This window comes from Segatella copri (genome assembly GCF_026015295.1).
Taxonomy (GTDB): Bacteria; Bacteroidota; Bacteroidia; order Bacteroidales; family Bacteroidaceae; genus Prevotella; species Prevotella copri_C.
The window spans coordinates 3,576,893-3,602,733 of record NZ_JAPDUW010000001.1; the positions used below are offsets into that span (position 1 = coordinate 3,576,893).

Consider the following 25,841-nt stretch of genomic DNA (forward strand, 5'->3'; position numbering starts at 1 on the left):
AAGCAGCACGCCCTGAAAGGGCAGAAGCTCCTAGCCCAGGGCATCGCCCTGGGTATAATGGCAATCAGTAAGGCGCCCTGTAAGGGCAAAAGCTTTATATTTTGTCTGGAGTTTTAAAGCTTTTGCCCTTACAGGGCGACAGGTTTGCGTCCGTAATTACCCAGGGCGATGCCCTGGGCTAGGAGCTTCTGCCCTTTCAGGGCGTATGGGGCTTACATGCGAAACTTCTGTAACGAATTAATCTATATAATATAAATATTAAACAAATGGTATAAAAAATCCCAGAATCGCTTTTCCAAGCGGATCTGGGATTTATTATGGTGATATTTGTCATCAATATCTCCGCTATTATATTTTTTATGTATTGCTCAGATTCTTAATGATTTCCAAAGGTAGCTGGGTAGCTTTGGAAACCTGTTCGGCAGAAAGTCCCATTGCCAGCAATCGTTGTGCTGTTTCTGTGTTGGCCTCATGCTTGCCTTCTGCTCTACCTTTCTCCATACCTTTTTCCATACCTTTCTCCATGCCTTTCTCCATGCCTTTTTCCATACCTTCTTCCATTCCTTTCTGATATCTGTCATCCAGAAGGGTTCTTTCAACACTTACCGAATCCCAAAACTTGTCATAGGCTCTGAGCTCGGCATCTGTAAAACCGGAAATCTCCAGTTCTTCTGTTGTCGGCAGATATTGTTGCTGTCGTATCAGTTCATCTTCATTGAGTGACTGAAGGGTATTCAGAAGGTTTTTCAATCGATCGGGATGATTGCCGAATATCTTCTTGAACGTAAGGTCTGCCTTAGGATCTAAGTACTTCATAACCATCTGTTTTAAAATTCTATAGCGCAAAGTTACGGTTTTATTTTCATATCTGCAAGGGATTTCTGGGAAAAGTTTATGAAAAAGTAAGAGATTGCGTTTCTTATGTGACAGGACAAGGGTCTATATGCCACGATGACAAGTGGTGTATAGACCCTTGATTATATGGAGATTTTCGTAATCTACATCTCCGCTTTCAGCATCTTTATCTCCTCTGTCGAAGGAAAAAGAAGAAGCAGAACGTAGGCTAAACGCAAGCAGCACGCCCTGAAAGGGCAGAAGCTCCTAGCCCAGGGCATCGCCCTGGGTATGATAGCAAACAGCAAGGCGCCCTGTAAGGGCAAAAGCCTTACAACACCAATCTTCCTTAATCCCGGAACACGAATTTTTCATTATATTCCACATTATATAATTCCAAGAATGCTCTATATTCCTCTGCAAACGAATGCTTGGTGTGATGCTCTTTCTGATTATCAATATATTGCGATGTTTTGTCCACAACGGATTGACTGATGGAATATGCGGCATAACCACCCTGCCATGCGAAAAAATGATAATAACCCGGATCAAGGTCCTTTATCCATCTACTGCTGTTTCGCTTGATTTCCTCAACTATTTCGGAAATCGTGACATCTTTTGATAATATGAACAATACATGAACATGATCGCCTATACCACCAGCCTTTATCTCGGTACATCCCGCTGTCTTTACAAGTTTGCCGATATAACAATGGAGTCGTTCCAAATCATTTTCACGGATTTGGGGGCTCGTTGATTTGATGTGGAAAATCAAATGGATGTAAATCTTTGATAAGGATTGCGCCATATTTTTAAAGCTTTTGCCCTTACAGGGCGTTGGTTTGTATATCATAATACCCAGGGCGTTGCCCTGGGCTAGGAGCTTCTGCCCTTTCAGGGCGTGTGGGGACATGATGGTGTTCTGATGCCTGGGGCGTGTGGAGCTTACATGCGAAACTTGAGTTTTTTATGTATTGCTCAGATTCTTAATGATTTCCAAAGGTAGCTGGGTAGCTTTGGAAACCTGTTCGGCAGAAAGTCCCATTGCCAGCAATCGTTGTGCTGTTTCTGTGTTGGCCTCATGCTTGCCTTCTGCTCTACCTTTCTCCATACCTTTTTCCATACCTTTCTCCATGCCTTTCTCCATGCCTTCTTCCATTCCTTTCTGATATCTGTCATCCAGAAGGGTTCTTTCAACACTTACCGAATCCCAGAATTTATCATAGGCACGGAGTTCGGCATCCGTAAAGCCGGAAACTTCAAGATCTTCTACGGCTTTTCCAATCTCTGGATCATTGAGCAGGTCGGCAGGAATATCCTTCGTATTGGAATTTATTTCTGTGAGGAAACGGAGCCACAAGACCATCATGCGCTTATCGGCAATGGAATGAGGAGTGAACTTAGGGAGTTCAATGAAGGTGAAATGCAAGCCCTCGATGACCTTATTGCTGTCCTTATCGTGCACGATGCGGTAGTTGTGAATGAAATCCGGAGTATCATGCGCAAAGATATCATTTATCAGGTTGAGAGAATATACGGGTTGGAGTTCGCTGTATTTTCCTCCCTTTTTTGCCTGACTCACATAGAGCTTAGATGCATTGAACAGTACTCGCTGCTGGAAAGCGTCAGACCATTCCATCTGCATTTCCACGCAGAACTTCCTGCCTCTGACATCGGTGCAGAGTACATCCACTATGGTGTTCTTGCCCCCTTCGAGCTGAGGCACAAGTTCTGTAGGCAGATACTTTATCTCGTGTATCTGCTCTTCTTCGCTGAGTGGCAGGAGGGCGTTCAGGAGACTGATCAGTCTTTTAGGATGATTGCCGAATATCTTCTTGAACGTAAGGTCTGCCTTGGGATCTAAGTACTTCATAACCATCTGTTTTAAAATTCTATAGCGCAAAGTTACGACTTTATTTTCAAACCCGCAAGAGTTTTCTAGGATTTTTAAAGGTAAAAAAGTAAAAAGGTAAAAAAGTAAAGATTTTGCTATCCCCAATACTATCTGATAACTTTTTCTAAAACTTTTCGACCTGTACGGTTGAAATTACCCACACGCCCTGAACCAACGGTCATCGGCCGAAGGGAATTGAAAATCGCTGGCCGAAGGGTAAAGCAAAGGTAAAGCCCATAAGCTCCAGAAGCAGCACGCCCTGAAAGGGCAGAAGCTCCTAGCCCAGGGCAGCGCCCTGGGTATAATGACAATCAGCAAGGCGCCCTGTAAGGGCAAAAGCTTTATTAATGGTCTTGTATTTTAAAGCTTTTGCCCTTACAGGGCGACAGGTTTGCGTCCGTAATTACCCAGGGCGTTGCCCTGGGCTAGGAGCTTCTGCCCTTTCAGGGCGTATGGGGCTTACATGCGAAACTTCAGTAACGAATTAATCTATATAATATAAATAATGAACAAATGGTATAAAAAAATCCCAGAATCGCTCTGCCAAGCGGTTCTGGGATTTTTTATGTCTGATAGTTTGCCATGATGTGCTTCCGTTTGCCTACAGATATGGCTGCGTGGGGTTAAGAATATGACTGCATTGGGTTACGGATACGACTCCGTTGGGTTACGGATACGACTCCGTAGGCTAACGGAGACGTATCCTTCGGCTTGTCGAGATATCTGCGTCAGCTGATTGAGTCACTTGAGTTAGCTGATTGAACTACTTGAGTTAGCTTACTGAACTACTTGGGTTAGCTGATTGAACTACTTGAGTTAGCTGACTGAGTTATATCAGTATTCTGTAGTATTACATGTGTATTTTTTTCTAATTTAATGCCACATTTGCCACACTTATACTTAACTCTTTGATTATTAGGGGATAACGTGTGGCAATAAGGTGTGTTTTTATTGTCACCTTATTGCCACCTATTACCACTTTTGGCATAAAATCAGCAAAATAACGGTGTTTTTGAGGGATTTGCTACGTCCTGATGCAGTAAAAAATGCGTCCCGATGTAGCATTTGCTACGTCCCGACGCAGCAAAAGTTACGTCCGGACGTAGTAAAAGATACGTCGTGACGTAATTTCAGTGCGGGAATTCAATGGCAAGAAGTATATAAATAAATCCCAGAATCGCTCTTCCAAGCAGTTCTGGGATTTATTGTGTCTGATAGTTTGTTTACCACTTAAAGAGGGGAGGAACAAATTCCTTGAAGCAGCGGCGCCAGGTGAGCCACTCATGATGAGTGCCTGGTGATACATAAACATCGAGCTTGATGCCCAGCTCCTTCAACTGCTGTGCCATCTTCTCGGTACCGAAGTTCTCTTCCGAACCGCAGCCCATAAACATATAATGAATGTTCTTGTTGTATTTCTCTGCATCGGCAAAAACTCCATTGAAACAGGTCTTTACATCCACGCCAAAGAGTGCACCGCTAAAGGTTCCAAGGGCAGAGAACTTGTCCATGTGAGGCAATACCGTGTTGAATGTCTGGCAACCGCCCCATGACAATCCAGCCATCGCACGATGCTCACGGTCGGTATAAGTGCGGAATGTCTTGTCAACCATCGGAATCAGATCCTTGATAATCACATCATAGAAAGAAGCTCCATAGTGGCTGCGCTCTTCATCTACATTCTTGCCTGGACGGGCAACGAAAGGCTTCTTTACATCGCCACTCTCCATGACCACAATCATAGGCTCTGCCTTGCCTTCTGCTATCAGGTTGTCCATGATGTGCTGCATCATTCCCTGCTTGCTCCAGCCCGTCTCGTCTTCGCCCATGCCATGCTGCAGATAGAGCACAGGATAGCGCTTGGTGGTGTTGGTTTCATATTCGGCAGGGGTGTAAACCATGGCACGGCGGAATTGCTTCTGGGAGGCTGCATAGTAAGATACTGAGCGAACCTGACCGTGGGCTACGCCCTGCTGAGGACGATAGTAGTTGCCTTCTGCTCCTTCTGGAACTTCCAGACCGCCTGCTTCACGGCAGCAGCCGAAGTAGGTTTCGCTGGCAGGGTCAACTACCTGCACGCCATCTACATTCAGAAAATAGTAGTGGAATCCTACTACCAGCGGATCGCTCACGCCGTACCAGTCGCCATCCAAATCCTTTTTCATCTCATATTGCTTGCCGCAGATGTCGAAGATTACTTTCTTTGCCTCAGGAGCATGGAGCTTTACATAAGCTCTGCGGTCCTTATCTACACGCGGATAGTTGCTGTCTGGAATGATTCCCTGCAGGGCGAGCATCATGTTTGCATAGCGCTTGCCCATGGTGCGGTAGCTTTCTGCGATGAAGTGGAGACCGTCGCCACGCTGTGGACAGCCCTTTGAAGAAATGACGTGGGCTGTAGGAATGGTCTTGGCAATATCATCAACGATGGCGATATGTGCCCAGCATTTTCCGCCCATATCCTTCTGTACGGTTTCGCCTACGAGCAGAGGTACGTCTTCTGCCTTCAGATTCAAATCCTTCAAGATGTCGTTATAAACAGTCTTTACTCGGTTAGGCCAGTTGGCATCGCCGTTGTTGGTTTCGCCCTGATGCAGGAGGATGCCCTTGATAACACCCTGCTTCTTGGCTATTTTTGCCAGTTCTATCAGTCGGGCGTATGGATTTCCGTTGTACTGGGATGCAAAGTTCTTCATCCAGTCGGGTTGTTTCTTGAGATAAGCCTTATAGGTACGCTTATCGAAGAGGTCGATGCTGGCTCCGCCCACGGCCACGGTGATGGTTCCCACCTTGATGCTGTCTGGCAGGTTATCCACCATCTTTCTTCCGAAATAGTCAACAGAAGTCAGTCCTGTAGAGGGTCTTGCCTGTGGCGGCACAGCGGTGTGCCATTGTCCCTTCTTCCATCCTGCCTTTTCATCATCCACGGCATACATAGCCTGGAATCTCGGGTTCACGCCCGTTCGGTCGATGTCTTCGATAGCCGCATTTCCTTCCATGTTCGACTGTCCGAAGCAGAGATAAATCTGAAAATTAGGATCAGGCTTTTCCTGAACCTTACTGCCCGTTTTCTGTGCCATCATAGGTAGGCACGCCATCGCGAGCATCGATGCTAAGATTGATAATCTATTCATAGTTTATATTTAATTAAATTATTAGATTGATTTTCATCTTCTGTTCTGTTTGCAAAGTTATGAAAAGATTTCCATACGTGCTTTGTCTCATATATCAATAACTTTTCCCTTTGTTATATAATAAGGTGATTCTTTTGTCTCAGGTTTCAGAATATGTTTCATTTTGTTTCTTTTGGGGTAGATGTTATTTGTGATAAAGTATTTGTTACTTGAGATAAAATGCGTTTTAATGTTTTTATCTATTTTTGCGACGTGTTTCAGCATCCTTAATGAAATTTTAGAGAATTTAGGATGTATATATAATAATGTAATATTAAACAACTGACTAGTAAAGTAAAACTATTAATCTATTTTTAAGATGAAGAATTTAAAAATGATTGAAAAGCCGTTTGTTTTGCTATTCCTGCTCTGTTTGCTTCCTTTGGGAGTTTCGGCTCAGAGCATAGTGAAAGGTATAGTGACTGATCCAAGTGGAGAACCTGTGATTGGTGCTACTGTTAAAGTAGAAGGTAGCAAACTGGGTGTTGTTACCGACTTGGATGGTAAGTTTAGCGTTGATGCTGCTCCTGATGCAACATTGACTATTACCTATGTGGGTATGGAGCCTAAGACCGTGAAAGCTGAGGCTGGTAAAACCCTTTCCATTACCTTGAAGGATGATTCTAAAGTTCTTAATGATGTCGTTGTCATCGGTTATGGCGTTCAGAAGAAGAGCGACCTGACTGGTGCAGTTGCATCTATCAAGAGCGATGACATCAAGGGTTTGTCTGCTACCGATGCCGGTGCTGCCCTCCAGGGTAAGGCTGCCGGTGTACAGATTATCAACTCGGGTGGTCCGGGTGAGGCTGCCGATATCCGTATTCGTGGTTATTCTTCCAATAGTGGTAATATCGGTCCGTTGCTCATTGTCGATGGTCTGAAGGTGGATAACATCCAGTACCTGGATCCATCTATGATCGAGAGCATGGAGGTATTGAAGGATGCCGCTTCTGCTGCCATCTATGGTGCGCAGGCGGGTAATGGTGTCGTTATCATTACTACCAAGACGGGTGCAGCCAATGGCGGTAAGGCTCAGATTTCTTACAGCAGCAAGTTCACCATCCAGTCTTTGGGAAAGAGGGCTGAAATCTTTGATGCTCCTGAGTATATTGAGTATCATAAGTACTTGGGTGATATTGATGATGCCTTGCTCCAGAAAAACGGTTATAATGGACAGAATACCAACTGGTATGACGAGGTATTTGAGAATTCCTTGGCTCACCAGCATAGTCTCACCGTGCAGGCAAGCAATGGCAAGGGCCGTTTCCTCGCCAGCTTGAATATCCTGAACAATGATGGTATCGTTAAAGGTAGTAAGGATACTTATAAGCGTTTCACTGGTCAGATCAATGCCGATTATGATGTTTACAAGTGGTTGAACATTACTACCAATACATCTTTTGAAAAGTGGAAGACCAAAGGTGTAACTAGAGGTTATGGTTCATTGCTGAACTCTGTGGTTTCTATCGATCCTTTGACTCCAGCTTATATCAGTAATGTGGAGGATTTGGCTCCTGGCATGAAGGCACAGGTAGAAGCCGGTGGCCCTGTTCCAAGAGATCCAAGCCATAACAATGACTACTATGGTACTTCTAAATATGTAGAAGATGCTACTGGTAACCCTCTCTATCAGCGCGACCGTCATGATACATGGAATTCTGGTATCAATGTACGTGGTACCGTTGCTGCCAATATCAAGCCATTCAAGGGCTTTACATTTACTTCTCGCTTAGGTTATCGTATCACTCAGAGTAACTATCATAACTACGAGACTCCATATTGGTTAACATCTATGGCACATAGTGAAAACTATACCATTGAAGCGAATACCAATAATGGTTTGTACTATCAGTGGGAGAACTTTGCCAACTATTTGACAACAATCGGCAAGCACACTATTGGTGCCATGGCAGGTATGTCGTTTACCAAGAATCATTGGGATAACAGTTCCATCAGTTCTACAGGAGGTAACATACTCACATCTTATGAGCCAAACTTCCATTACATCAACTACTTGTTGGCTGATGCAACCAAGAATGTAGGTAACGCTCCTTCAGATGCAACAGAGTTATCTTACTTTGGCCGTGTATCTTACAGCTATGACAACCGTTACTTCATGCAGGTTAACTTCCGTCGTGATGCTTTCGATACATCAAAACTTTCAAAGAAGGCACGTTGGGGTAACTTCCCATCAGTTTCAGCAGGATGGGCTATCAGCAATGAGAAGTTCTTCAAGGACAATATAAGCCGTGATGCCATTTCTTTCTTGAAACTTCGTGGTTCTTGGGGTCAGAATGGTAACGTCAATATCTTGAGCGATTATCGTTATGCTTCTACCATAGCTCTTAATCAGAGTTTCTATCAGTATAATCCTTCTATCGGAGATGGTAAGCTGACTTTAGGTTCTAAGCCTTCCGGACTTGCTAACCCAGACTTGAAGTGGGAAACTTCAGAGCAGGTTGACCTTGGACTTGATGCGCGATTCCTTAACGACCGTTTGACTTTGGGCTTAGACTGGTATCGTAAGACAACCAAGGACCTCTTGATTGAAATCACTCCTATTCCAGAGATTGGTGTAAACACGAGAGTTGTTAATACAGGTAAGGTACTTAACTCTGGTCTTGATTTCGAGTTGGGTTGGAGAGATCACATCAAGGACTTTAAGTATAGTGTGACCGTAAATGGTTCAACTCTGAAGAATGAGGTGAAGGAGGTTTCTAACCTTGTAAGCCGTTTGACCGAAGTAGGTATCGATGGATTCAATAACCAGCTTAAGCCTACATTCGAGGCTGGCCATCAGGTATGGTATTTCCGTGGTTACAAGTATGCAGGTGTAGCCGAAGATGGTAGCGCTCTCTATTATAATAAGAATGGCGAAACAACTTCAGCTCCAACCGATGAAGATAAGCAGGATTTGGGCTCAGGTATTCCTAAGTTTACTTATGGTATTACTCTTAATGCAGAATATAAGGGCTTTGACCTCACCGTATTTGGAACAGGCTCTGCTGGCAACAAGATTTACAACTTGATGGTTTCTGCAGACCGTCCGTTGATCAATGGAATTGATACCTACTGGAAGGATTCTTGGAGAGCAGACCGCACCAATGCTAAATATCCTGATATGAAAAAGGTTGCTACAGACTGGAAGTTCTTCAGTTCTGATGCTGCTGTGTTCAGTGGCTCGTATTTCAAGATCAAGCAGATTCAGTTGGGTTATACATTGCCAAAGGCTATCTCTAGCGTGGCAGGTATCAGCAATCTTCGTGTATATTGCTCACTGGATGATTTCTTCACCATCACCAAGTATCCTGGTGCTGATCCGGAGACTGCTTCTATCAACAGTGGTGCTTCTCGTGGTTTTGATAATGGTACTTATCCAACTTCCAAGAAGGTGGTATTTGGTATCAATGTAACATTCTAACCTTTAATATTCAAAAACAATGAAGAAAATATTATTTTCAACAATATTGGCTCTTGCTGCTACAGGAACAATGACGCTCACTACATCTTGTGAGGATCAGCTTGACATTGAGCAGAAGGGTGTAATACTTACCGAGAACTTCTATAAGACCGATGCTGATGCAGAGGCAGCCCTCGTTGCTGCATACGAAGGCTTTATGTGTAATGTGGTGGGACGTAACCACGATGGTGGTGGCCCAAGTATTTATACTCCATTGAAACTGATACTCAATGAGTGTGGAGACGATGTGTTGGCAGCAGGTGCCAACTCTGGTGATAATACGTTTGGTATCATGCTCAATCAGTTCTATTATGATGCTGAGGCTGAAGTGCCAAAGCATATGTACACAGGCCTCTATCACTCTGTATATACCTGTAACCTTGTACTCGATCACTTTGCCAAGGGTACTACCGCTGTGCAGAAACGTTGCGCCGCAGAGGCTCGTGTGCTTCGTGCTTATGATTATTTTCTGTTGGCTAATCTTTGGGGTACTCCACCATTGGTAACTAAAGCTCTGGATCCTTCTGCACAGCCTTTTAATTGTGATAAGGATCCTGAGCATCCTATGAATCACCAACAGTTGATAGAGTGGATTGCGCAGGAATGTGAGAATGCTGCCAACGATTTGGATGAGCGTAAAAGTAAGGATGACAAGGATGGAGCAGTGAAGGTAACCAAGGGCTTTGCATATGCTCTTGCCGGAAAGGCTTACCTTTTCGCCGGTAAATATGAAGAGGCTAAAATTGCCCTTAAAAAGGTTATAGACTCGGAAAAGTATGATCTTGTTCCTGGTGAGCAATATGCCGACAACTTCCATATCGAGGGTGATGCCAACGAGGAGAAGGTATTTGAAATCAACTTCGAGTATAATACAGGTAAGTCCAATTGGGGTGGTATGATTCAGCGTTCTAGCTGGATGGAGACCAACTATTGGGATTGGCGTGCTGATCACTTTGTGGTTTCTCCTAACAAGGTTTATTGTGGCGGCGTTGATGGCTGGGGTGGCCTTGGCGTGCCTCAGTGGTTTGGTGACGAATTCTATAAAAATGATGGTGATCACTCTTATCGCTTGAATGCTACTTTAAAGCATATTGATGATGCGGTTTATCATATGCCTTACGGCAAGAAAGAAATCGATAATATGACTGACGAGCAGAAGAAAACCAGTGACAAGATTGGCATCAATGACCCTGTTCAGGGACTCTACGGCAACTCTACCTGGTTGGCGTTCAAGCAAATAATGAGAGCTCCTGATACTCAAGGCAAGAAATATGGTGATAACATTCGCTTGAATAATTATCTTGTCATGCGTTACGCTGAGGTTTTGCTCAATTATGCAGAGGCTTGTATTCAGACAGGCGATCTGGATGAAGCTAAGAAATATATCAATAAGATTCAGGAACGTGCTGGTTCCAAGACAGTCAGTGAAACTGTTGATATGGATGTGTTGATGAAAGAAAAGTCATATGAACTTTGGCTTGAAGGCTGTCGTTGGTTCGATATCATGCGATGGAATGATACAAAGGCCAAGGAGCGTTTGACTAAGGCTGGTACAGTCGTGCCACATTTGTTTGATAAGGTTTTCAGAGCTCCAAAGGCAGACGACCAGGATGTAACTTGGGAGCATGGATCAGAAGCAAACAGCCGTTTCTATACGACCAACACTCCTGAGACTAATTTCAAGGTAGGTTTCAAGGAGGGCAAGCATGAGTTCTTCCCTTATCCACAGACCGTGTTGGATAAGAACCCTAACCTGAAGCAGAATCCTGGTTGGTAATCATGAAGTTGTTTTGTTAATATAGTGTTTTTAGTTTAAAGAACTATAGATTGTTTGACAATTAGGGGGTGTTTTGAAAAAAAGCACTCCCTTTTTTTCTTCTTTAAAGGAATTTGCATATGAAAACATGGATCATTAGAATAATGAAAAATTTAATTGTATTTATGCTGTTGTTTTGTATGCTTTCTTGTACACAGGAGAGAAGAGAACGACATATGGTTTCTTTTATAGTTAAAGACTTGGAAAGATATCCAATGGGTAAGAATTCTTATTTGATTGTAAATTCTAAAGATGTACCAATATGGTATAATCGCATTAAAGGTTCATATTGGGTAGGTCCTTTTTATGAGGATTTGATACAATCTCCTTTTGGATTCTCTTTTTCTAGTGGAAATGTATACAAAATTGCAGCTAGTGAGAATGTATATATGTTTGATAAACATATGAAAAGCAAAGATACTATCTCGATTTGTTATGCTGTTCGGGATTCTGTACCAATTGTTAATTCTGAAAATGCTAGTGATACGATGTTTATCAATAAAACTCCATTTATTAATTATACCAAAAGAGCAAGGATGTATAAAAGACATCGAGATAGTGTTTGGGTTAATTATCAACCCGATACGCTTGTAATGCCTAAAATTAAACGAGATACATTAATAGAAAAATAATATAGTTTATCGTCTTATGAAAAGATTTATAATACTTGTAGTATTCAAGGATGGAGCAAATGCGGACGTGGAGTATTTCTATGATACCAATGGCGCATTGGTCAAGGACTTGAACAAGGGCATCAGCAATATAGAGTATGATATTCTTGGTAACTTGAAGTGCATCACTTTCTCTAATGGCTTCAAGACGGAATATATCTATGATGCCGCTGGATACAAGCTAAGAACCACCCATGAATCAGCCGTAACAAATACGACTGACTACATCAGTAATTTTATATTCGAAGATGGCAAACTGGATAAGTATCTCTTTGATGGTGGTTATTGCTATATTTAATTTGCAAAAACAATTATCGAAATGATGAAAAAAATATGTTTTAATACTTTTGTTATGTATACATTTTTATATGTTATTTTCCCAATTGGTATATTGGATGCTGGATATAAACTATGGAGATTTATACTATATAGGCGAATCATTGTTTAGTCGTACTAAGATAGGATATGATGCGGTGGAGAGCTTATATAACCAGATTATGTTTGGTATGTATTATAGTATTTTGTCATCAATTATTTTAATTTTATTGATTAGAAAATATTACAAAAAATGATGTTTACAATGAATAGAAACCTGCTTTTTACAAGCTTGATGTTATGCTGTAGTGTAATGGCTATATCACAACAAGCCAAACTTTCTTGCTTCACCAATAATCTTATAGTTGGTGATAGTATCCGTTATGACTTAGTGGATATAGAAAAACTCTGTATCCCAGAGAATGATGAATCGACATGGGATTTCTCAAATCTTAAGTATTTGGGAAAGGAGAGAGAAGTGTCCTTCTATGGTAAGGATTCTGCAAAGGTTAGGATGATAGGGCAAGACGAGATGCTGGATTTCGTGCAAACTACAGCAGGCTTGTACTTGTCTCAGATACAGACATCCCTTGTGAAGATAGATTTCGTTGATACTTTTGAGTATCTTCGCTATCCCTTTGTTGCTAATGACTCCTTAGTGTGTAACATCAAAGGGCACGGAACTTATAGTTCAAAGATAAATTTTGTTCTGAGGGGAATAAGTAACACTAAGGCTATTGATATTGGAAAAATCATCCTTCCAGACAATGAATCTTTGTCCAATACCTTATTAATCAAGAGGAGTGTTAATGGAGTCATTATTCCTTTGAATGATAGCACGGAAGTAATGCCTAATGCCGAAAAGATGCAGTTGGAGGTTAATTCTTATGATTGGTATGCCCAAGGTTATCGCTATCCTGTGTTCAAGATATTGCTGGCATCTTTGAAAAATGCCAATCGAGAAATCTTGCAGAGAAAATATGCTTGCGTGGCCAATGTTGAGTGCTTCGAAAAGTTGGAAGATTCTGAAAATGTAAAGTTGCGAGCTGGGCAGCAAGGTAAGGAAACTCAAGAGCCGAAGACGTCTTCTCATATCACCTATCACGTAACGATTTCGGGTAAGCAATTGCACATAGCATATTCCTTGTCCTCAGACAGTCAGCTGCGGTTCGTGCTCAGTAACACATCAGGTATGCTCTTGAAGTCATTCAACCAGTATCAACCAGCAGGTGATGGATATGAGCAAGTAATAGATTTTGGCAATTTGCCACGAGGTGAATATGTCTTATATATTAATGTAAACAATCAGATGCTTTCAGAGAAAGTCTCCGTTGAGTAATTTAACTATAATAATGCGTTTCTTATGAAAAGTTTTATTTTCTATGATTTCTATTCAATGCAGCAGAGGAGTTGTAAAAATATACTCTGTTTGTTGTTTGTTGTTTGTTGCAATGTTCCATTTTCATTTTCCCAAGAAAACTCTTTGAGCATAGATAAGCTGTTACCAGATTTTAATCATCTGACTCCAGAGGCAGCTTCATTAGGAAAATATGGAACGATTGCGATGACAGAATATACAGGTACCCCGAACATTAGAATACCATTGCTTGAGGTGAAGTCTGGTGACGTATCATATCCAATAGAACTATATTATGATGCCTCTGGAATAAAAGTGGAGCAAAATGCGACTTTCGTAGGCTTAGGATGGAACTTAAGTTGTGGTGGCTATATAAAACATATTGTTTGTGGACGCGATGATTTTCTGCAAACACCTAATAGTCCTCAAAGTTATTTTGAAAGCAATTTTCATGTGTACTCGGCTTATAGTCCTTTTTATGCCCATTATATAGCTAATATGGGTATGGTTGTGTCGGGCTCATCTGTTGATATTTGTTTGCCACCAGGAAATGAAAAGCAGTATTTAATGTATTCTGATCTAGTCAGGGGATTTTATACTCCAGATGTTTTCCAAGGTAATTTTTGTGGAAACTCAGTATCGTTCTATATTGACAGGGAAAGGAATGTGGCAATCCCATTGGATGAGAACACTAGCAAGTATAAAATTGTTATTTCTGATTTTCAATATCATTATCCTGCAAATATTATATTGACGGATGAACATGGCGTCACCTATGAGTTTGAGGCTTTTAAGGAATATTCGAATAAGGATTCATATTTTTTGACTCATATATACGGATTGGATGGAAAAAACGGTAAGAGCCATATAGAACTCCAGTATGTTCAGCATTTTATGAATTATAGTAAAGGTATGGGAAGCGTAAAGACCTTTTATTCACAAGCAAAGCTTGATGAAAAAAGCAATTATCCCAATGATATAGGAGGCCAAATGATGTCGCTTATGGGTGAGAATAAAACGTATATTAATACAACAGGTGATCCTTCTGGATTTTTTTACAAAGTATATCCTTCCAAGATAATCACTTGTCGTGATTCTGTCAGTTTTAGCATAGCAGATAGAATGGATTTAGATGGTGCAAAATCAATTGCCGGCATTGTAAGAAAATCTACTGTTAGGGGCAATGTTCTTGACAGAATATCTTTTAGTTATGATTATTTTAAAGAATCTTCTCCTCAGAATGGAACTTCTGGTAAACGTCTGAAACTTACAGGGGTAAAGGTTAACTCTAAAATATATGAGCTGGCTTATGAAAATTCAGAACTGCCTTCTCCTAGAAGCCTTTCTCAGGATTACTGGGGGTATTTTAATGGTATTGATAATGGTCGTACATTATGTGGCTCGCCAAGGTATAGCTTACAAGGTGAATTGGTGAACCCCGTATCTTATCTGGGTAATGCCAATCGTTATGCATCGGAAAAATATTCTAAGGTAGGAGTGTTGACTAAACTCACATATCCAACAGGCGGCTATTCATGTTTTGAATATGAGCCTAATCGCTTTGATGACGAATATTACTATCCGGATGCAGCCGATAGGTTTGTTGTTTCTGTTGTTGGGTGTAGTGCCAATGCTTATGGTACTGGAGGATTTAGTCATCAAAAGAAGGAAATCACAGTGACGGAAACAACAGAATATAGCTTTCGTGTTTCTTTGTATACCCCAGACTTGAACAGATATACAGCAAAAGCTTGTTTGAAAAATGAGGATACAGGTGAGATTATTAAAAGCTATTCAACTTCTGATTTTTCGATTGGAAGTCCGTATGGCAACACCATGCGATTGACATTGGCTCCAGGAAAATACTCTTTGGAGGTTGAGGTGCCGGAGTGCAAAGGTTCTTCGATACCTGTGGCAGAATGTTCCTTAAGTTATCAGATAGTAAAAGTAAGTGATACTTCTGGAAGAGAAAAAGGAGGAATGTCACTTGGCGCAGGTTTACGAATTAAGAATATCAAAAATTATGATTCAACTAATGAATTGCTTGGTGAAACCAGATATGAATATCAAAACGGCAAGTTGTTGATACCTACACAAAGATTGGAAAAACATTTTGTGGATTATTCATATATTGGTGTAAATGATCATGTGGAAAAATCCGTAAATGTTGCTTTCGATTATGCAAGTTCTGAACCAAGTTATTCTTACATATGCTCGTTGAGTAATCCGGCAATGGTTGGCTATTCTAAAGTCACTAAATATGACTTAGATTCTTCTGGCATGTTGTTGAAAAAGACTTTGACAGAGTATTATAACCAAGGGTATAGTCTGGACAATAGTATCAATGCGAGGGTTAATAATGCTTTCTTTTATAATTCGAAGGGTTATTTGAATGGAAAAATAAAAAGTGAAACGGTGTTTTCTACAGATGGCATGCCTTTGCGTAAGTTGGAGTATTCGTATGATAAGAAAGAGTTGGGATATGCCTTGTTTCCAAAATGTGTGCCTACTCATCTGCCAAGTCGATCCCTAACAGTAGGAAAATTTGATTTAGCTATATTGAGGAAACCTATAGAATGGTGTTATCTTACAAGGGCAAAAGAAATCAATTATGAACAGGGAAATGTCAAGCTCGCCAAAGACATAAACTATTCGTATAATCAACAAAATATGCAAATATCGTTAGAAAATATTGCAGATGAGTATGGGAAACAAACGGCTGCTACGTATTATTGGTATCCGTGTGATGATAAATCAGCAGGCTCGGCTTTACTTGTTGACAAGCATTGCATGAGCAAAATCACAGGGCAAGAGTTCTATCGTAATGGTACTTTTACTGGAGGCGGACGATATGATTTTACACAATCAAATGGATTGCCTGTAATAAATAAGTGCTATTCGATAATACCTAGCAGAACTTTGGTGACAGAAGCTACTGTTGATGCTTATGATGAGCATGGTAATATATTGCAATATGAGGGAAAGGATGGTGTGCCTGTAACATTGCTATGGTCTTATAATTATCAATGTCCTGTTATGAAAATCGTAGGGGTGACCTATGCAGAAATGAAAGGTCTCTCAAGTTATGTCGCATCATTGGGTGGTCGGAATTACTTATCAAAAAGTATGCTGCTGTCTATTTATGAGGCTGCGCGAAATAAGGGATGCCAAACGACAGCTTATGTGTATGATGAACGTTTGAATATATCGTCTGTCATCAATCCAAATGGATACGAAACGAGTTATTCCTACGACTCGGAAGGCAGGTTGGAAAGCGTTAGAGATCATATTGGTGTTTTGCATGGATATTCATATAATTTCAAACAAAGATGAGAATAATAAGAATTGTAAGTATGTTGCTTCTTCTTTGTGCCTTGACCATTTCTTCCAAGGCACAAAGTCCTACTCAAAACTATGTGATGAGTAAGGAGGTGCTTGACGTGGACGGAACTCACGCCATAACGACTGTTACGTATTATGATGGTTTGGGGAATCCTGTGGAGACTGCAACCAATGGGCTTGGTGGTACAGGAAAGTATGCCTATACATTACAGGAACATGATGCGCTTGGCAGGGAAAAGCAGAGCTGGCTTCCTGGAACAGCGCAGTCAGGTTGCTCCTTCGTGTCCCCCTCTGAACTGTCTTCCTCTCTCATAGCTTTTCATAACGACCAAAATCCGTACTCATTGAATCGTTATGATGTCTTGGATAGACAAATCTCCACATTAGGGGCAGGTGAGTCATGGCACAAGGCGAAGAAGTCTGTAAACCAACGCTACAGTTCGAATGAATCGAATAGCGTGAAACGTTATCAAGTGAGTGGGTCGGGTACTTTAGAGGAAAATGGCTATTATGCAGCCAAATCCCTTTCTATGTTGGAAGAGACAGATGAAGATGGAAAAACTAAGCAGACCTTTAGCGATTTATTTGGTCATAAGGTGTTGGAACGTAGGGATGGAAACAACGACACCTATTATATATATGACAATATCGGTCGGCTTCGCTATGTGCTTTCTCCGTCTTATCAGGAATATTCAGATTTGCAAAAGTTTGGCTATGAGTATCGTTATGACAAATATGGCAGATGTGTGTGGAAACGTCTGCCAGGTTGTGAATATCAACAAATGTGGTATGATGCGGCCGACAACTTGATGTTCTCTCAAGATGGCGAACAACGCAAGAAGGGGTTGTTCGTGTTCTACCTCTATGACAAAATGAAACGCGAGGTTCTCATGGGTACGACAACCAGCATGAATGCCTCATGCACTTCTGCTTTGGCTACTTATGGAGAGCTGTCCTCGGGCTTGTGCAACAGTGGCTACACCCCATTAGGAAACTTAGGTCTTAGGAATGAACAGCTTCTAAGCGCCAAGTATTATGACAGCTATAGTTTTTTGAATCGTCAGATGGTCAAGAAGCTGACCTCGAAAAGTTTGTCAGCGAAGACTTCTGGTTTGCAGGAATCCTACAATATTGGCTCACAAACAGGTATTGTGACACGAAACACGGATGGTGACCTCTTGGCTTCCGTGTCCTACCATGACTTGCGTGGGTTGGTCGTTGAGTCAATGCAGATCAAGCCTGATGAAGTATTTTTGAGGCAATCCATCAAGTATAGTTTTACAAGAAAACCAATTGAAGTCAAGGCGGAATTGACGAAAGGCGACATGACAAAGAATGTTACTCAGCTGTATGTTTATAATCCAAACAATGATAAAATCGAGACAATGACAATACAAGTTGGAAATGTAACAAGGACAGTGGCATCGTATAGCTATGATGACATCGGAAGGCTCGTCTCTGTCAATCGAAGCGGCAACGCTGGCAGCGTGCATTACGCCTACAATATCCGCAACTGGCTTAAGGAGACGAAGTCAGACAGATTCAAGCAGAATCTGTATTATGAGTCCACAAAGGAAAATCCATGCTTCAATGGCAACATCAGCCGTATGCAATGGCAATCAAGCAAGGACAATGTGCTCCGTGGCTATGACTTCATCTATGATGGCTTGAACCGCTTGGAGGAATCTGCCTATGGAGAGGGGGCGGACTTGAGCCAGAGCAAGAGCCATTACTCCGAGCATGTGTTGTCATATTCTCCGAATGGCTCCATCGAGCGATTGCAGCGATATGGCAAGAAGAACAATGGGTCGTTTGGTCTCATTGACGACTTGACGTATGCGTATAATGGCAATCAGATCAAGTCGATTTCAGACAAAGCAGGTAGTCTGCTGTATGATGGCTCCTTTGATTTCAAGGATGGAGCCGATGCGGACGTGGAGTATTTCTATGATGCCAATGGCGCATTGGTCAAGGACTTGAACAAGGGTATCAGCAATATAGAGTATGATGTCCTGGGCAACTTGAAGTGTATCACCTTCAATAATGGCTTCAAGACGAAGTATGTCTATGATGCAGCTGGCAATAAGCTGCGAACCACCCATGAGTCAGTCGTGACAAACACGACCGACTACATCGGTAACTTCATATTTGAAAATGGTAAGCTTGACAAGTATCTCTTCGATGGTGGCTATTGTTCCTTCGACAATAGCCAGAATCCTACGTTCCATTATTACGAGAAAGACCATCTTGGCAGCGTAAGAATGGTTGTAAACGAGAAAGGTACAATAGAGCAGGTAAACCATTACTATCCATTCGGAGGTGTATATGGTGATTTGTCATACAATGCAGAAATCCAGAAAAGCAAATACATTGGTAAGGAATTCGACCATATGTATGGTTTGGACTGGTATGACCATGGTGCAAGAATGTATGATGCGGCTGGCTTGTTTTGGGATAGAAAGGATCCTTTGTTTAGTAAATATTATTCTTTAAGTCCATATTTGTATTGTGGAAATAATCCCGTATTGTATCTCGATATAGATGGCTTGGATTGGTATCAAGAAAATGGGCTTTACTTGTATTCGCCAGACGTGCACTCTGGTAAGAACTTGAAGAAAGGGCAAATATATATGGGTAGTTCTTTTACCACAGGCAAGGGAAGTAATTTAGCTACTTATAATAATGATGGTAGTGTTATGTTTGCAAATGAAACTCAGGCATATAACTATATATGGCAAAAAGCAAATTATAAGAAGCGTGAAGTTGGAGGCTTCTTGTTGCAAAACAACAAAGTGTTAGTATTGCCTGATTATAAAAATGACGCTACGACGACAAAGCTGAATGCTTATGAAGGATATTCTTTTCAAGGGCGAATCCTTTCAAATAAATTAGGACGTTATACTGTAAAAGCCCAAATACATAGTCATCAGAACCGTTTCACTTCCGCAGAACCATCTTATTATGTTGGCAATACCTATGGAGATGCAGGTTTATCAAAGAACCATTTTAGCATGCCTGTTTTTGTCATGGGGCATGATAATGTGCTTTATCTTATTCGAGGAGTAAAAAGTAACCATGTGGTAGAAGTTTATCCTTTAAACTGGGGACAAAAATCTTTGGGAAAATTACTAAAAGGTAATATTAAATTATCAAAAGAAATTTTTAAATTAAAGCCAATAATAAAATGAGAATGTATATAAAAATAGTAATCTTTATTCTTTCTGTTCTATTAATGGGGTGTAGGGACAATGTATTTGATAAAATTCTTTGCGATTTAGAAACAGATTCACTGAATTATGCATCATATCTAATTATAAATTCTAGCTATATACCTATTTGGAAACAAAAAACCAATGGATATTGGGTTGGTCCATTTTATAAAGGTCTTTTATTTCCGCCTCATGATAAATTTATAAAAAAGAGATATATATATAAAATGTTTAGTAATCGTAACATTTATATGCTTGACAGTACCAATCAAGAAGGATTTGTAACTGATTTTGTTTACTGTAAGCAAGATACGATACCATTAATGGATGGTAAGGATACTGTGATGATGAGTTCTGATTCTTTTGTTACTTATACAATGAAAGCAAAGCTGTATGAGGAAGAAAATGGTAAAGTCAATGTTAATAACCAACCTGATACATTGGTAATGCCTGTTGTAAAAAAAGACGAACTGATAGGTGAGTAATTTTGCAATATTTTGATATTAGTATGAATGTTACTCAACATAAAAAAGTATAACAAATATAATAACAAAATAGAGACAATGACATTAAGTGCCGGAAATGTAACAAGAATGGTGGCGTCATATAGTTATGATGACATCGGAAGGCTGGTCTCCTTGAAGCGAAGCGGCAATGTGGGTGTCATAAACTATGCCTACAATATCCGCAATTGGCTGAAAGAGATGAAATCTGATAGATTCTCTCAGAATCTATGGTACGAAACCACAGGAGCATACCCATGCTTCAATGGAAACATCAGTCGTTTGCAATGGCAATCAGGCAAGGACCATGTGCTCCGTGGTTACGACTTTGCCTATGATGGCTTGAACCGCTTGGAGGAATCCACCTATGCGGAGGGTACGGAAAAACAAGATAAAGTTTTTGCAACATGAGACAAAGTGTATATGAAGGAAAATATGTAATTTTGCAGCATCAACTAATAATTTTAATATAAAAGAATGAATGTTCGGAAAATAATGAGATGCATTGCTTTGGCTGTATTGTCTTATGACACAGCCTTGGCGCAGAATCCAATCATCAATAGCCAGTTTACGGCAGACCCAACGGCTCGCGTGTTTAATGGGAAGATATATCTCTATCCTTCTCATGACATACCGAGTCCGATAGAGAAACTGAAGACTTGGTTTTGTATGCCTGATTATCATGTCTTCTCATCCAGCAATCTGACGGATTGGCAGGATCATGGAGTCATCGTTTCGCAAGACAAAGTACCTTGGGTACAGGACGGCAGTTATACGATGTGGGCTCCTGACTGTGTAGAGAAAGACGGGAAATATTACTTCTATTTCCCTGCCGCTCCGAAAGGGGAGGAGAAGGGATTCGGAATAGGTGTGGCGGTTGCTGACCAGCCTGAAGGACCGTTTATGCCGATGTGGAAACCCATAGAGGGGGTTCATGGTATAGACCCTTGTGTGCTGATAGATAAGGACGGACAGGCTTATATCTACTGGGCTGGAGCTGGTTTGCACATGGCTAAGCTGAAACCAAACATGACGGAACTTGCCTCGGAACCCAAACTGGTAGAGGGATTGCCTGAGGGATTCAAGGAAGGACCATTTGCCTTCGAGCGTAACGGCAAGTATTATTTCACCTTCCCTTGGGTACGTGAAAAGGATGGAACCGAAACGCTGGCTTATGCCATGGCTGACCATCCGATGGGACCTTTCACATTCAAGGGCATCATCATGGATGAGTCGCCTACGAAGTGCTGGACCAATCATCATAGCATCGTGGAATATCAGGGACAGTGGTATCTCTTCTATCACCATAATGATTATTCGCCTAAGTTCGACAAGAACCGCTCGGTGCGAATCGACTCTCTGAACTTCAATCCTGACGGAACGATACAGAAGGTGATACCTACGCTAAGAGGTGTGGGATTGACGAAGGCACGTTCGCGTATTCAGATTGACCGCTATTCTGCGCTGCAAGGCAAGGGTATTGGTATTGATTATCTGGATAAGAACAACTGTTTCGCCGGCTGGAAGACTCTCTTCTTTAAATCGAATACTGCCCTTATATATAATAAGGTGGATTTCGGTAATGAGAAGGTGGAAGAAATCACCATTCGTGCCAAGTCTTCAAAGGGCGGTGTGCTCGTGGTAAGAGCCGATGGCAAGAAGGGTAATATCATCGCTAAGGTGAAGATTCCAAAGTCGGCAGCTTGGAAGAATGTCCGAGCCCAGGTGCTCCATGCTCCTCAGGGCGTTCATGCTCTCCATGTATCCTTGCAGAGTGGAGCCGATGTTGAGGTAGACTGGCTGGGCTTTGATGCGTTGCCTTGGGAAAAGGGTGCTTTCGAAACTCACCAGTATCGTAATCTCTTTGCCGAGATGGGCTATAAGCAGGCTGATATTGACAGGAAGGTGAACGAAGTGTTCAACGATGTATTCTACGGTAAGAACAAGGTCTATTTCGAGGTGGGCGATTCCATGGGATATGTCAGCGATATAAAGAACAATGATGTGAGAACCGAAGGCATGTCGTATGGAATGATGGCTGCCGTGCAGTTTGACAAGAAGGACATCTTCGACCGCCTCTGGCGATGGAGCAAGAAATACATGCAGCATCAGGAAGGACCTTATAAGGGCTATTTCGCATGGAGCTGCAAGACTGATGGAACGAGAAATGCGCAGGGTGCCGCATCGGATGGTGAACTCTATTTCGTAACTTCGCTCATCTTTGCATCCAACCGATGGGGCAATGATACGGGCATCAACTATCTGAAGGAAGCGCAGCATATTCTGGATTGCAGCATGCAGAAGGCGGGAATGGACCGCACAGCTCCGCTCATCAATCTCGAACATCAGCTCATCACCTTTACGCCCGATCATTGGGGCGGGAAGTTTACCGACCCTTCTTACCATCTCCCTGCCTTTTACGAGGTTTGGGCGAAATGGGCTAACGACGGACGGTCCCAGTTCTGGAAGGAGTGTGCTGAGAAAAGCCGTGAGTTCCTGCATAAGTGCATCAATGAGAAGACGGGCTTGAACCCCGACTATTGCAACTATGATGGCAGTCTGATGAAGACGGGTCAGTTGCTGGGTGATGCATTCCGCTACGATTCATGGCGTGTTCCTATGAACATAGCGCTCGATTATTCCTGGGTTTGCAAGGATAAGGAGTGGCAGCAGAAATATGCCAATACGCTGCAGAACTTCCTGTATAGTAAGGGCATTGATTCTTTCCTGGACCAGTATAATGTAGATGGAACGATGGTAGAAGATATTCTGCCGGCAGGTACGGCTCCTAAGGCACTCCGCCATTCCATCGGTTTTGTTGCCACTTCGGCTGCGGCTTCATTGGTCAGCAATCATGTGAAGGGCAGGGAATTCGTCAGTCATTTCTGGAATGCCAAGCATGAACCGGATAAAGAAGGCTTCTTCGATGGCTACTACGACGGACTGTTGCGTCTCTTCGCCTTCATGCATCTGAGTGGCCGTTATCAGATTATCGAACATCAATAATAATGAATAGTCTATGTACAACATTTTTAATAAAATAGTTAGATTGTTTTGTTTATGTGTATTCCTTTTTGGACATTCCTCTGCGGATGCCCAAAATAGGAATTTACCTGCAGACATCAATCCTTATTTCGGACCAGTCGGGAAGCAGGCTGTCATGCCTAATGCGGCTGGCTTTATTCAGAGATGGTTGCTCCTGGAGCCCATCTCTATGCCGGTCAAGAGCAATGTCGTTTTTACTGATTCTTATCTGAAGGAGATATTCCATACGCAGTATTTCCCTAAACAGATGGAAACAGTTCCTAAGGATGGAGCCGTCGTGAAGGTGGGCAAGGAAAAACTGAAATGGCATGCGCTGGACAGTAAACTGTTTAATGTGAAGCTCTTCCGTTTCGCTACTTCGTTTAAGAAGCCCAAGTATGGTGTCTTGTTCTGGGCGGTTACCATTATCGATTGCCCTGAGGAGATGAAAGACGTCCGCTTGTCTGTTGGCTCGAATGGTGCTTCCATGTGGTGGCTCAATGGCGAGGAGGCGGTGATGCTCGAAGGCGACCGAAGAATGGTTCGCGATGATGTGGTTTCTAAGAAACTTACCTTGAAGAAAGGTAGGAATATCCTTCGTGGTGCAGTAATCAATGGACCTGGTATGAGTGACTTCTGTGTCCGATTCATCGACGGACAGGGCAAGCCTGTCAGAAACCTGTCTATTCACGTGAAGTAGTGCAATCAATAAAGAAAGTTATGAAACAGAACAATATATTTTTCAGATATTTTAGCCCGGTTGCTGCTCAGCAGAAACTTTATGCCGCTGCTTTGGTTGCCTTGTTGTCTTCTTCTGCTTACGAGGCAGAAGCCCAGGTGGGCGAACCTTTCATTCATGACCCTTCTACCATTGCCCTGTGTGATGGAAAGTATTATACCTTTGGAACGGGTGAAGGCGGAATCTGGTCGGAGGATGGCTGGACCTGGCAGGGTGGTGCTGTTCGTCCCGGAAGAGGAGCGGCTCCTGATGTGTTGAAGATTGGCGACCGTTATCTTGTAGCCTACAGTGCTACGGGTGGTGGATTGGGAGGCAGTCATCGCGGTGATGTCCTGACGATGTGGAACAAAACGCTCGATCCGAAATCGTCTGATTTCAAATATACTGAACCGGTGGTGGTCGCCTCATCCTTAGATGATGAAGACTGTGATGCCATTGATGCGGGCTTGTTGCTCGACCCTACTACCGGCAGACTCTGGCTCAGCTATGGTACCTATTTCGGATTTATCCGTCTGGTAGAACTCGACCCAAAGACGGGTAAGCGGATGGAAGGCAACGAACCCGTCAATATCGCCATCGACTGCGAAGCTACTGATTTGATTTACCGCAACGGCTGGTATTATCTTCTCGGCACTCATGGCACCTGTTGCGATGGTCCTAATTCTACCTACAATATCGTGGTGGGACGTTCGCGAAAGATAACCGGTCCATACGTGGATAATGTGGGCAGAGAGATGTTGCAGGGCGGTGGAAAGATGGTGATTGCAGCCAACAATCTGAAGACGGGTCCCGGTCACTTCGGACGCTATATTGAGGAAGAGGGTGTAGAAAAAATGTCGTTCCACTATGAGTCTGATTTCAGACAGGGAGGACGAAGCGTGTTGGCTATCCGTCCTTTGTTGTGGAAGAACGATTGGCCTGTGGCTGGTGATGAATTTCATGCCGGAACCTACGAGATAGAATCGGAACGAAGAGGCTATGCCCTGGAGATTGCCGTAGATTTCGTGAGAATGCAGCGGGATATCGAACCTTTCTGGATCAAGCCGACCAAGCCTCTGAAGAATATCGAACCTCAGACCTTGAAGGAGGTAGAGGCAGAATGGCCTAAGGGCGAGGTGAAGGTGAGAATGAATGATTATATGTTCCGTCCTCATCAGAAGTGGAGTATCATGCCTGCCGGAAAGGGTGGTTATCTGGGTGGTCCTTATTATAAGATCTGCATAGAAGGCACTACTCGCTATCTTACCGCAACCGCTCAGCATGATGTCATCGCCAAACCTGAATTTACGGGTGAAGATGCCCAGCTTTGGCGCATCGAACAGCTTACCGATGGCACCTATCGCATCATGCCTAAGGCTGTGCCAGGCACTGAAGAGAAACTTGCATTGGTTTCACTCGGCGATTGTACCCCAGGCTTGGCTCCCTTCGATTTCAATAGCGATAATTCTAAATGGAATTTCAGGCAACAATAAATTCATGATGAATTGACAATCGAGAAGCGTCC

The 25,841-nt window shown here is 42.3% G+C and carries 16 protein-coding genes; 12 read left to right on the plus strand and 4 right to left on the minus strand.

Features of this window, described 5'->3' with window-relative positions; translation table 11 throughout:
• Positions 1-357: 357 nt before the first annotated feature.
• The 4 genes from ONT18_RS14985 to ONT18_RS15000 form a co-directional block, all read right to left on the minus strand.
• Positions 358-816 (minus strand): hypothetical protein, encoded by a 459-nt coding sequence (locus ONT18_RS14985; RefSeq protein ID WP_264906457.1) that lies wholly within the window; start codon positions 814-816, stop codon positions 358-360.
• A 367-nt stretch (positions 817-1,183) separates the two neighbouring features.
• Positions 1,184-1,642 carry a transposase gene (locus tag ONT18_RS14990; protein WP_264906459.1) on the minus strand — a complete coding sequence of 153 codons (459 nt, stop codon included), beginning with the start codon at positions 1,640-1,642 and terminating at the stop codon, positions 1,184-1,186.
• Between the two features lie 159 nt (positions 1,643-1,801).
• Positions 1,802-2,713 carry an Rpn family recombination-promoting nuclease/putative transposase gene (locus tag ONT18_RS14995; RefSeq protein WP_153113300.1) on the minus strand — a complete coding sequence of 304 codons (912 nt, stop codon included), beginning with the start codon at positions 2,711-2,713 and terminating at the stop codon, positions 1,802-1,804.
• 1,238 nt (positions 2,714-3,951) lie between these two features.
• Positions 3,952-5,826 carry a sialate O-acetylesterase gene (locus ONT18_RS15000; protein ID WP_437183742.1) on the minus strand — a complete coding sequence of 625 codons (1,875 nt, stop codon included), beginning with the start codon at positions 5,824-5,826 and terminating at the stop codon, positions 3,952-3,954.
• A 394-nt stretch (positions 5,827-6,220) separates the two neighbouring features.
• Between ONT18_RS15000 and ONT18_RS15005 the strand changes: the two genes are divergently transcribed.
• From ONT18_RS15005 to ONT18_RS15060, 12 genes are all read left to right on the plus strand, one after another.
• Positions 6,221-9,322 (plus strand): SusC/RagA family TonB-linked outer membrane protein, encoded by a 3,102-nt coding sequence (locus tag ONT18_RS15005; RefSeq protein WP_264906464.1) that lies wholly within the window; start codon positions 6,221-6,223, stop codon positions 9,320-9,322.
• 19 nt (positions 9,323-9,341) lie between these two features.
• Positions 9,342-11,138 carry a RagB/SusD family nutrient uptake outer membrane protein gene (locus ONT18_RS15010; protein ID WP_264906466.1) on the plus strand — a complete coding sequence of 599 codons (1,797 nt, stop codon included), beginning with the start codon at positions 9,342-9,344 and terminating at the stop codon, positions 11,136-11,138.
• 143 nt (positions 11,139-11,281) lie between these two features.
• Positions 11,282-11,809, plus strand: a complete 528-nt coding sequence (locus ONT18_RS15015; protein ID WP_264906468.1) for a hypothetical protein — start codon at positions 11,282-11,284, stop codon at positions 11,807-11,809.
• A 16-nt stretch (positions 11,810-11,825) separates the two neighbouring features.
• Complete coding sequence (locus tag ONT18_RS15020; protein ID WP_264906469.1) at positions 11,826-12,146, plus strand: hypothetical protein; 321 nt, start codon at positions 11,826-11,828, stop codon at positions 12,144-12,146.
• Positions 12,147-12,476: 330 nt separating this feature from the next.
• Positions 12,477-13,502, plus strand: a complete 1,026-nt coding sequence (locus ONT18_RS15025) for a hypothetical protein (RefSeq protein WP_264906472.1) — start codon at positions 12,477-12,479, stop codon at positions 13,500-13,502.
• 24 nt (positions 13,503-13,526) lie between these two features.
• A complete protein-coding gene (locus ONT18_RS15030; RefSeq protein WP_264906474.1) occupies positions 13,527-16,853 on the plus strand; it encodes an RHS repeat domain-containing protein in 3,327 nt (1,108 codons plus the stop codon).
• A complete protein-coding gene (locus ONT18_RS15035; protein WP_264906476.1) occupies positions 16,850-20,050 on the plus strand; it encodes a DUF6443 domain-containing protein in 3,201 nt (1,066 codons plus the stop codon). Before ONT18_RS15030 ends, ONT18_RS15035 begins: the two co-directional genes overlap by 4 nt.
• Before the next feature lie 2 nt (positions 20,051-20,052).
• Positions 20,053-20,556, plus strand: a complete 504-nt coding sequence (locus ONT18_RS15040; protein ID WP_264906478.1) for a hypothetical protein — start codon at positions 20,053-20,055, stop codon at positions 20,554-20,556.
• A gap of 78 nt (positions 20,557-20,634) precedes the next feature.
• Positions 20,635-20,985 carry a hypothetical protein gene (locus ONT18_RS15045; protein WP_264906481.1) on the plus strand — a complete coding sequence of 117 codons (351 nt, stop codon included), beginning with the start codon at positions 20,635-20,637 and terminating at the stop codon, positions 20,983-20,985.
• Positions 20,986-21,069: 84 nt separating this feature from the next.
• Positions 21,070-23,580 (plus strand): glycosyl hydrolase family 8, encoded by a 2,511-nt coding sequence (locus tag ONT18_RS15050; protein ID WP_264906483.1) that lies wholly within the window; start codon positions 21,070-21,072, stop codon positions 23,578-23,580.
• Between the two features lie 154 nt (positions 23,581-23,734).
• Positions 23,735-24,298 carry an acetylxylan esterase gene (locus ONT18_RS15055; protein WP_264906484.1) on the plus strand — a complete coding sequence of 188 codons (564 nt, stop codon included), beginning with the start codon at positions 23,735-23,737 and terminating at the stop codon, positions 24,296-24,298.
• A gap of 20 nt (positions 24,299-24,318) precedes the next feature.
• Positions 24,319-25,809, plus strand: a complete 1,491-nt coding sequence (locus ONT18_RS15060; protein WP_264906491.1) for a family 43 glycosylhydrolase — start codon at positions 24,319-24,321, stop codon at positions 25,807-25,809.
• Positions 25,810-25,841 lie beyond the last annotated feature (32 nt).